Origin of the sequence: Gilliamella sp. Lep-s35 (assembly GCF_009795845.1) — a bacterium.
Lineage (GTDB): Bacteria > Pseudomonadota > Gammaproteobacteria > Enterobacterales > Orbaceae > Gilliamella.
Genome location: NZ_WTEX01000040.1, coordinates 1 through 7,456 on the forward strand (window position 1 = coordinate 1; position 7,456 = coordinate 7,456).

The window sequence follows — 7,456 nt, forward strand, 5'->3', positions numbered from 1 at the left end:
TGTTATTACCTAAATTAATATTTAATCCATCAGGCATTCTTACCAAATCAACCTCATTACCCGTGGTTGAATATCGTACTTTTCTACGCTGAGGTGGATCACTATTTGGCTCAATAAAATGTCCATCAGTTACAATATCTTCATTAGGGTAATAATAATTATTCTCTGCATGTCCTCCTGCAGGAGCAGGAGCACTTCTGGAATATCCTACTGGAATATGATCTAAAATTATCCCAATATTTCTTCCCATTACCTGAGTTTTTTCACAAGTGGTCAGGATAAATTCATTATCATACGGATCGTGATATATATATGCAACTTTAGTTGAATTATTATTTTTTAGATATGCCATTTTCCTGTTATTGGCTAAGAAATTATATGGATTTGCGTTATAGTTTTTCCTGTTATTTACTCTTTGCGTAAATACGGGGGCATAAATCTCATAAAAACTACGATTTACCACTCTAAATTGCTGCTCTGCGGCAGATAAGAAGGTACTTCCGTCGCTTGTTTCTCTGTTGCTGTTACCATAGGCACAGTTTCCACGGTTTCGTTGTACTCGCACTTGTACGGTGCCATTGGTGGTGCCTAAGCGTGTTGCCCATTCATCGAAGATTGCTCGGGTGCTTGGGCGGAGTTGCAGTTTTATTATGGCACGGTGAGAATGATCGGCTAAGTTAGTATAGGGGCAGGAGCCTGTGTTATTGTTCAGGGCATCAAAATTGCCTACTACAGCGGTAAGGGTTTGTGCTGAGGTATATTGGCGGGATGCGTTAAAGTACATGACTTCTAATGCATTGGTATTACCGGTGAGTGATTCGCTCTGTATTTCTACTCTGATTTGTTCGTTAGGGGTTAAATTTCGAGTTTCGAGTACCAAATAAACCGTCTTTCCTAAAATGGAATCGTAAGTAATAAGGTTATTTTGTCCATCTCGTTGTGGATGAGCGGAATCTATCGGTTCAAAAAAGACTTCTGTATTTAATACTTTTTTTTTCGCAAAATATACATTGTGTATTCTGTGTAAATGGTCGTTGGGTGGGTCAATTTGGTTTACGCTCGCGCTCTGCCCTGTTCTGGTAATGGTAACGGTTGCATTTCCATTTGTGCTTTGGGATGAGTGGGTGCTGTTACCTGCACGGGTTGTTGAGCTTGAGCTGCTTGAACTGTCGCCTGGTGAATTACTACACGAAGTAAAAAACAGACAGAAAAATAGCGCCATAATAAAAACAGCATGGAATTTTCCTTTTCCGTATTTATTATCTAGTTTTTGTTGTAAATCGTGTATGTGAAGAGTTTTTTTATATTTCCTCATATATTAGGGTATTAAGTGTGTAGCGTATTATTTTTTTATAGTTTTCTCCAAAAGAGAAACCAAAACCATAGCAATAAATAAGAACAACATTATCAAGTAAAAATTCTTGTGCTTGTTTTGATGATATCTTTCTCTTTTAATTCATTACATGGATTAAAAATATGTGATATTTCTTACCTCTTATTTTTTCCAACTAAATTTTTTACCCGATTGTTTCTTTTGCAAACATTCTTCAGTGGTATATTGTTGTGGGCAGGCAAAGCAGTCTTTTGTATTTTCATTGGTAAAATTTAAATCATCGGGGATTTTTATGATGCCATTTATTGGTTTTATCTCTTGACTTAAGCAGATCAAATTTGCCCTTTCAGCAGTATTATCATCTTTTGCTGTTTCTGTTGTAAAAACTATACTATCCCAACCAGTTTGTTTGAAAATTTCCAATTTCTTATTTCTTTCTCGAATAAATAGTTGATAGGCGCTTACGCCTATTCTGTTTTGTATTTCGACAATAGCGAAATCCGATTTATTTATCAGAGAGATTTCAAAAACTCTTTCATAAATATTTTGTTGATTTAAAAAAACTTCGGATTGCAAAATTATCTTATGAGAAAAAATATCAAAAGTATCCAAAATATAAGTACCTTCGAAATCATCTTTTATGATGGGTGACATGGTTTTAGCCGTTTCATGAATATTCTTTTTTTCATTGAAGGAACTAACTTCCACATTTTTTTTATTTAATTGTTTATTGCTACAACTAGATAGTAAAACAATAATAAAAATATAGATTATTTTATTTTTCATATAGCTATCGATTAGGACATTTTTTATCATATTCTATAAATTCTTTGATCCATTGAGTATATTTTTTTCTTTCTTCATTGTTAATAAATTTATATTGTCAGAATACTTTTTTATGCGCTGCAATCCATAGTATAAAAATCTAAAATTGTTAAATACCATTTATTATCCAGTTGTGTAAGATAAAATATGAAAATATTTTTTTCATCATTCGGTAATATACCTGGAAAGTTCTCTATATATACAACTTTAACTGTTTTAGGGGCTATTTTATCGGCAATGGCTTGATATTCCTCCCAAACAGGATTTTTTTCAAATTGATAGTGTTTTAATTCCCAATGATAATAATCAAGCGCTATTTTTAAAGCCTCAATATTTTTTTCTTTTGGATTGGCATACAGACCTAGTTTATTAACTTTTTCACTACATGGATTAAATGTAGGATATTGTTCATATTGTATTTTAGGATTGCCAGATATTGAAACCCCTAGCAATTCATCTTCTACCCAAGACGGTATAGTATTTTCAATTATTTTATTATTAGATTTTAAATTGTTCAATTGTTCAATTCTTCTCATTGTTGGGCTGGTACTCGCATTATATACAATGAAAAGTCCTATATCTTTATGAATATATTGGTTAATTGCTTCAAAATCCTTTTTATTAAAAAAGTCAATAAGTTGATATACCGTTGGTTCAAACTCTTGTTGTGAGATTGTTTGAGTAACTGCTGGTTGATTTTCTATTTTTTGACTGCATGCTATGTTAGCCAAAGACAAAAGAATTAGTAATATTATTCTCATTTTTAATTTTCCAAAAAATGGGCATTTGTTTTATAAGTATCCTTATTTTCGTCATAAGAGTAAAAATTTTTTAAACCATCCGAAGTAAACGGTAAGGTATGTATAATGATGATTTTTATCATTTTTTAATCTCTTTTATGAACTTCAATGATTTTATTATCCATAATGTTCGGTGATTGAAAATAATATCTTTTATCCTTAATAAACCCGGTAAAGATAAAATTGCCTTGCGTTTGTTCTTTTGCTAATCCTTGATAAACTCGAATACTATCATTCTCTTTTAGAAATAGTGGTAAATCATAATCAAGCGTATTAAGTTTAATCTTAGTATCACTAATAGTAAGTGTTAAATTAGTGGAGAAATAATGCCCATTAAAATCTTTTAAGGTAGTTGGTTGATATTGCGAAATAGTGTTAATTGCTGTTTGAGCATGTTGGTTGTACCGTTCTTCTAACTCAGGATGTTGTTCGACTAATGCTTCGGTAACAAAGTCACCGATAAAGTATCGAGAATTTTTAGGATCTCGACAAGAAAAAAGCTGTGATTTATCGGTATGCTTTTCGGTAAGTAAAAACCAAGATTCTGAGCCTAACAGAACATCATAAAGTTTATTATTTTTTGTTAATTCAGCTTTAATATAGATACCATCAGGGGTAAAACCATAAAAATGTCCAAAATCAACATCATTGGGTAAGTACTCTTCGTGCTTATTTTGAATAATTTCCAAGATATTGTCTGCACTTAAATTCCAATCTAAACACATTTGATAATAAATTAGATTTCGATATTTTAAATCATTACATGACTTAGAAATATTGGTTATTTCATCTTGTGCTTTACAAGAGAAAATTATTAATAGGCTTGTTATCAGTATTAAAAATTTATTCATTATTTCCAATCTACTTCGTGATTTTTTAATCATGCTTTTTTATTATGGTTCATCTGATGATTGGACTAATATCCAAGCATTGAATTATTATTCAGGTATAGTTGAAAGTTCTTTTAACTCAACTTCGTACAAATCATCAAAGTTGTATATTTTTTTAGATATTATTTTATTTTTTTCATATTGCGTAATGATTTTGTAGTCTTTACCGAACGCATCGGGGTGGTAATAGGTGTGTATTACATAAACATGAAATCAATACTATTGCAAATAGTAAATATATATTCTTTTTACAATGACTCATAATTAAAATTTTTTTAGGTTTTTTAGCAGTCCGTCCGTTATCTGAACAGATATTTTATCTATTTTTGTAAACAAAAAGTAACAAGCAATAAAATAGATAATTTCATCCAAATGATTGTATTTACCATTTAATGGATCGATTCAAAATTTCCATTTTTATTAAGTTTAAATTTTAATAAATTTGACTTTATTTTAGGTGTTATGGTGCGATCGATAATATTTCCTCTATCATCAGTTAAAACCTCATTTTTAGAAAATTCTTTAATGAATATATTTCCATCTTCATTAATTGCAAAATCATTCCAATAGGTTACTTCAAATGTGAATCTATTGTCCAATAACAAAGCATCAATCATATTTCCGTCATTATCATAACTGCTCATTTGAAAAAATAAACAGGGATATTCTGACTCAACCCATCCTTCGTATATAATACCTGTAATTCTTTGTAAACCAATTGAAACGTCTAAAACAGGGTAATAATATTGAGATGTTGAATAATAATCATGAAAATTTTTAGGCTTAATATTTTTTTCTGATTGGGTAAATTCTTTTTTTTCCAAAAATTGGGCATTTATTTTATAAGTACCCATATTTTCGTCATAAGAATAAAATTTCTTTAACCCATCAGATGTAAAAGGCAAAGTATGTTCAACGGTGATTTTTTTTATACTGCCACTTGAACAACTGATTAGAGTTAGCATAGAAAACAGAAAAAGAAAGATATTTTTTTTCATTTTTTAATCTCTTCATTTTTTATCTGTATTGTGGAATCTTTAAACTCTGAATGTAGATGAGTATCGTGTAATGATCCTGTTTTTTCTGGAATAGCATTACTAAATTTTTTCTTATGCGCTCCTGTTATTTGTTTTTAAACTTATGCATTGCATTTATAAATATTTTTTCAATATAATTTAGTGTACTTTTTTAAAATTCCCCTGTTTTGATATTTGATATTTCACTATTGCTACCATAGTATCTGGATTTTGTTTTGTTCCTATAATATTTGAATTTTCATCATAAATAAGATGTTCAATTTCATATTTTTTTATATTTATGCTCTTTTTATTTAGATCAATATTAAACTCTCTAAAATATTCTGATTCAAATGTAAAACGCTGATCTAAAAGTATTACATCAATTAAATTTTGGTTTTCATCATAACTATTAAGCATAATTTGCAACTCTTTTGTATCATTTTCCCCATCACTTTGAAAAATGATGATTTTATAAAAATATTTTCCTAATTTAAACGAATCTAATACATAATATTCATAAGTATTTTTTAACCTAAAATAAGCAAAATCAGATTCTTTTATCGTAGCTTTTTTTTCTTGTTCATTAAAATAATATTTTTCTTTAAATTTAGCTGTATCTATTTCATACCAACCATATCGATTATTGAAATAATAAAAACTTGCTATATCTTTTGATGTTATTGTTTTATAATTAGCATCAATTTTGTTTTCTTTATTCTTAGTACTTAAAGAATCTAATCTTTGTTCATTACTTTGCGTCCTATATGTGCATGATAATATAACAATTAATATAATAAAATTAAAATATATTTTATTTTTCACTTTTTTCACTTTTTATTTTTATTAGAGAGAAATCGAACCCTTGTAAATGCAAATGATGATAATGTCTAACATCGCCTTGTGCGAAGTGTTTTGTATGAGGCAACAATGTGGTTTTACCATTATATATAAAATTTTCTGAAAGCATATATTTTTGTCCATCCCTACTCCAACCATATTTATATAATGCACTAATCCATTTATTCTATCTTTCACGTCAAATATTTAAATCAATCCTCTATACTATCTACTAACTCAAATTTTCCTGTTTGTGAATTAATTTTATATTTCTTCCAACTTTCTAAATGGTTCCCTTTTTCATCTTCTATAAATGTTAATAACCATAAATTAAGTTTCCTATCTAGATAAAAATATCGAATTTTAGCTGTTAATGCTTCAGAATAGATTTTTTCTAAATATACATTAAGAGAATCTGTTCTTTTATGATTTTTTATTGTTATTAAATTAATTTGTGTGCTTAGATCAGCAGCATCGTGAAAAGAGTCCCATTCTTTTTTTTCTAATATTAATTCAATATTAGAGGAATATATTTTCTTTTTAAAAAAACTATCATGAAATGTAGCATAATAATCATAGGATATTTTTGATAATATACAATTTTTAGCATCAATATCCATTTGTTTTTCCGTTCGATCAAAATACGGATGAGTTAAGAGACAACTTTCATTAATTCTATTTATAAATTCCTTATTTGAAATATTTTTATCTCCTACATATAAGCTATCTAACACAGCAATATTAGTTGATTGAATCAATGCTTTTTCTTTCTTACAGGCAAGAAATACGCATATTATGGCTAATAAATAAAATATAATTTTAGTCTTCATTTTTTATCTGTATTGTGGAATCTTTAAACTCTGAATGTAGATGAGTATCGTGTAATGATCCTATTTTTTCTGGAATAGCATTATTAAATTTTTTCTTATGCGCTCCTGTTATTTGTTTATTAAACCCGAATTTGTGCATAGAATCAATAAACTTCTGTTCATCTACATTATCTAAATAAAGAGTATCGATACTTTTTCCATTAACATGTTCTGAACTTGGGAAACAAGACGCATCTCGAAAACAACTACCAGTAGTTACTAATTTTAAATTACAGTCAGCCAATGCACCTATAAATCCTGCTAATACATTCGGTCCTGTATATCTTCTTTGTGTTTGTGAAAATGTATATTGAATTTTAATGTTATTTTTTCGATAATCTAGTTGGTCAGGCATTCTAATTAATTCTATTTCCTTACCTGTTGATTTATATAACCTCCAAATATTTCCTTTTGTAGGATGCCTACCATATTCAGCAATATCTCCATTTTCATATTTAACTCTTCTTCTCGTATCACCTTCAATAACATTATTATCTTTTGTTATTTTTGAATGTGTAGGTTTATTGGAATATATTATTCCATTTTGTTTTTCTTTAGTTTTATGCCACTCCACCGTACAAATTTTATGCTCATTACCCTCTTTATCATGATATATATATTTATATTTATCTATATTTTCATTCGAAATCCTTTTAGGGATATGTTTTTCTATTTTACCTTCTGTTTCTGTGTTCCAATATATATGATAGGTAATAATGCCTAAAATAGCTTTAATTTCAAACCTTTCTTTCTCTTGGGTTAAGAAATCATAATGATTTAAATTATCCACGGCACTAAATTGCCCTGCAAAGAAGCTTTTAAACGTTACTGTAATTGCGGTTGTTTCTTTTATTTTTGCCCTTACAAATAAGAAAGTGTTTTT

General features: G+C 28.7%; 7 protein-coding genes and 1 pseudogene. All 8 read right to left on the minus strand.

Features of this window, described 5'->3' with window-relative positions; all coding sequences use genetic code 11:
- Window positions 1-1,315: hypothetical protein (locus GQ590_RS11350; RefSeq protein ID WP_160422610.1), on the minus strand; the 1,315-nt coding region annotated here is incomplete at its 3' end.
- A 180-nt stretch (window positions 1,316-1,495) separates the two neighbouring features.
- The gene (locus GQ590_RS11355; protein ID WP_160409070.1) at window positions 1,496-2,119 is read right to left on the minus strand and encodes a hypothetical protein; all 624 of its coding nucleotides are present in this window, start codon (window positions 2,117-2,119) and stop codon (window positions 1,496-1,498) included.
- A gap of 110 nt (window positions 2,120-2,229) precedes the next feature.
- Window positions 2,230-2,889, minus strand: coding sequence for a hypothetical protein (locus GQ590_RS11360; protein ID WP_160422612.1), 660 nt, complete (start codon window positions 2,887-2,889; stop codon window positions 2,230-2,232).
- A 155-nt stretch (window positions 2,890-3,044) separates the two neighbouring features.
- Window positions 3,045-3,809, minus strand: a complete 765-nt coding sequence (locus GQ590_RS11365; RefSeq protein WP_160409066.1) for a hypothetical protein — start codon at window positions 3,807-3,809, stop codon at window positions 3,045-3,047.
- A 428-nt stretch (window positions 3,810-4,237) separates the two neighbouring features.
- Window positions 4,238-4,846 carry a hypothetical protein gene (locus GQ590_RS11370; protein WP_160409064.1) on the minus strand — a complete coding sequence of 203 codons (609 nt, stop codon included), beginning with the start codon at window positions 4,844-4,846 and terminating at the stop codon, window positions 4,238-4,240.
- A gap of 177 nt (window positions 4,847-5,023) precedes the next feature.
- Entirely contained in the window at window positions 5,024-5,698 is a 675-nt protein-coding gene (locus tag GQ590_RS11375; RefSeq protein ID WP_160422614.1) for a hypothetical protein, read from the minus strand.
- A 218-nt stretch (window positions 5,699-5,916) separates the two neighbouring features.
- Entirely contained in the window at window positions 5,917-6,534 is a 618-nt protein-coding gene (locus GQ590_RS11380) for a hypothetical protein (RefSeq protein WP_160409061.1), read from the minus strand.
- Window positions 6,524-7,456, minus strand: a pseudogene (locus GQ590_RS11385) (hypothetical protein); the annotation flags it as partial. The gene GQ590_RS11380 and the pseudogene GQ590_RS11385, both read right to left, overlap by 11 nt.